Origin of the sequence: Synechococcus sp. PCC 6717 (genome assembly GCF_022698185.1) — a bacterium.
GTDB classification, from domain to species: domain Bacteria; phylum Cyanobacteriota; class Cyanobacteriia; order Thermosynechococcales; family Thermosynechococcaceae; genus Thermosynechococcus; species Thermosynechococcus lividus.
Genome location: NZ_JAKLTV010000054.1, coordinates 1 through 2,500 on the forward strand (window position 1 = coordinate 1; position 2,500 = coordinate 2,500).

The following is a 2,500-nucleotide window of genomic DNA, read 5'->3' on the forward strand; positions in this document are numbered from 1 at the left end:
TCGACCAGAACGGAAACACGGTCGATTGTCCTAAGTTTTTAAGACGTAGTGAACGGAGGTTAAAGCAACATCAACGCAGATTAAGTCGGAAGTTCAAGAAAGGGGCGAAACCTCAATCCAAGAACTACCACAAGCAAAGAAAGCGACTAGGCAAAGTACATCTGAAAGTTCAACGCCAGCGTAAAGACTGGGCAATCCGATCTAGGCACGGTGCGTGGTGGCATCTCACGATGTCGTGGCGTATGAAGACTTGCAGGTGAAGAATCTAGTTAAGAATCATCATCTTGCCAAATCCATCCATGATGCTRGCTGGTCTCAATTCACTGAATGGCTVGACTACTACGGTAAGGTATGGGACAAGGCAGTAGTCAGCGTGCCGCCGCAGTACACCACGCAGGATTGCAGTAACTGTGGGCATAGGGTCGTGAAAACCTTATCCACTAGAACCCATAGTTGTCCTAAGTGCGGGTTTGAGTTAGACAGAGACCAGAACGCGGCTCTGAATATCTTGAAAAAGGGGCTAAGCATCTTGGGGATGGAATGGCAAAACAGTACCCAAGGGCATTGGGGAACTGGGGAGAAATCCCAAACGACTGGGGAGACAAGCACCTCTGCTATGGATGGGAAACCTGAAATGGTAAGTGCTGTCGCTGAACTAGTAACAAGAATCCCCTGCCTTTAGGCATGGGGAGTATGTCAAGATAGGTTCACAATCAAGTAGGGTGCTTCAAACTTTCCGCCCTGCACAGGTTTTCCCTTAAGGCTGGGGGGCAGTTCAATGTGGCGGCGTTGGTCTCCTGCCTCGACCGTTAACTCACCGCTAAACTCACTGAGCTTTACTTGCTCCTTGCGAAACCCGGGCAGAAAAATACGTACCTGCTGTTGCACCTCATCAAATTCGTGGGGAGCAGGGGCACTCGCTAGGTTGTTAAAGTCAGGCAAGCTGGGTACAAGGGACTGCCAAGCTCTAAGGTCGGTCGGGAGGGTTGAAATCCGTAACGGTGCAAAGGCTTGATTGACATCAGGGGTTGCCTCTCCCAAACAAAATACCTCAGAAATCGGCACATTCACCTGTTGAGCACTCCCCCACAACCATTGCGTCTGGGCAATCTCAAGCGCGGCAGGACTGGTTAGCAAAAATACCGATAGCCGCTGCCCATCTGAAGCAATCGTCACACCGCGATCCACCCATTCCTTGGCTTGGGCAAGTCGCTCATTAATTTTTTGGGTATCAATGTTCGCAGCCATAATGGCGCTGGCGATCGGCCCACCCATAGCAGTCGCAATTTTGTTAATATCCAGTTGCTCTAACAATCGGCGAAACCGGCGATAGTACCAAGCCAGTCCTTGAGGCAATCCTATCAACCGCAACGTATCTCGACTATTCGCACCTGCGTAAACAATCACATCGTACTCGCCACTGCTGTAATAGACCCGTAGGGCATTTAGGGTCAACAGCATATCCATACCAGGCAAAATCATCAGTTCACCCGCATAGACCTTGCCGACCAGCTCCGGCGGTAAATAGGACTCCACAAGGCGACTGAGATCATCCCAAGCCATATCCAAGCTTTGAGTAGCAAACAGTTGTGTTACGCAAAGGCGATCGCCAACAGATACCGCTTGAGACCCAGTTTCTTTATATACATCACCAATTAAATACTGCAATGTGGTTGCCGGTGCTGGCAACGCCAAGAGGGTTCGTTGCTGATGTTCAGCAAACCACTGAGCAACCGCTAGACCAAGAGCCGTTTGCTGCTCTGGGGTTGACCCTAAAAAAGTGACAATGCGTGTCATGGAAGCCTAGAAAGAGATGGGTAGTACTTGGACTATGGTATCGGCAAACGTTCAATAGAACACTCCCCTTAGCGCCCCACAGAATCCCCTTAAAAGCCCCCTAAAGGGCATGAAGGATAAATCCCCTAGCTTTATGGGTTCACCCTGCTTCTTGGCTGTTTTAGAACCCTTTGGCTGCCATTTACCTTTTGGTAGCTATTTACGGATGTTTAGGGTTGATCAGCCCTTTCCGTGAACCGGGGTGTGTAGTGCTCCCTAGCTTAATTTCCTCTTTTCAGAACTTTTTATCGTAGATCTCTAAGATCTCTACTACTACTGATCTTATAAATATTCTTATAGTAGTAGTAGGGGCTGTGGAAAATGTGGAAAAACATAGTAAACCCCTGACCCTGACTTGGTTTGAGCCTATTCATTCCTGTGGAAAACCTGTGGAAAAAATTGGGTAGTTTTCCACAGGCGATTAAATGCTTAATAAAAGAATAAAAAGATTTCCACAATTTTCCAGAGTTTTTCTATAGTTTTCCCCAGATTTTCCCCAGATTTTTCCACAGGCTTTTTGGAGTTTTCCACAGGTTGGCGCAAGGATTTTCCGTATTTTTACGATTCCCCCATCGGGGCGATCGCCGCCATACTGAATTCGCGATGACCTCATCGCTTAAATTTCGTCAGTTATTTGGATTCCCTGATGTCATACGTCGATGGT

3 protein-coding genes (1 of these 3 cut by a window edge) are annotated in these 2,500 nt (G+C 48.0%); 2 read left to right on the forward strand and 1 reads right to left on the reverse strand.

What is annotated here, in order from left to right; translation table 11 throughout:
- Positions 1-256 precede the first annotated feature (256 nt).
- Positions 257-682 carry an RNA-guided endonuclease InsQ/TnpB family protein gene (locus L5470_RS12900; RefSeq protein WP_499500214.1) on the forward strand — a complete coding sequence of 142 codons (426 nt, stop codon included), beginning with the start codon at positions 257-259 and terminating at the stop codon, positions 680-682.
- A 14-nt stretch (positions 683-696) separates the two neighbouring features.
- On the opposite strand, the gene L5470_RS12905 is transcribed toward L5470_RS12900, so the two are convergent.
- The gene (locus L5470_RS12905; RefSeq protein ID WP_448532905.1) at positions 697-1,797 is read right to left on the reverse strand and encodes a Get3/ArsA fold putative tail anchor-mediating ATPase NosAFP; all 1,101 of its coding nucleotides are present in this window, start codon (positions 1,795-1,797) and stop codon (positions 697-699) included.
- A 685-nt stretch (positions 1,798-2,482) separates the two neighbouring features.
- On the opposite strand from L5470_RS12905, the gene L5470_RS12910 reads away from it, so the two are divergent.
- Positions 2,483-2,500 carry the 5' portion of a hypothetical protein gene (locus L5470_RS12910; protein ID WP_099799607.1) on the forward strand. The gene runs 219 nt beyond the window's last position, so 18 of the gene's 237 nt are visible here — the first part of the coding sequence; the start codon lies at positions 2,483-2,485; its stop codon lies beyond the right edge, outside the window.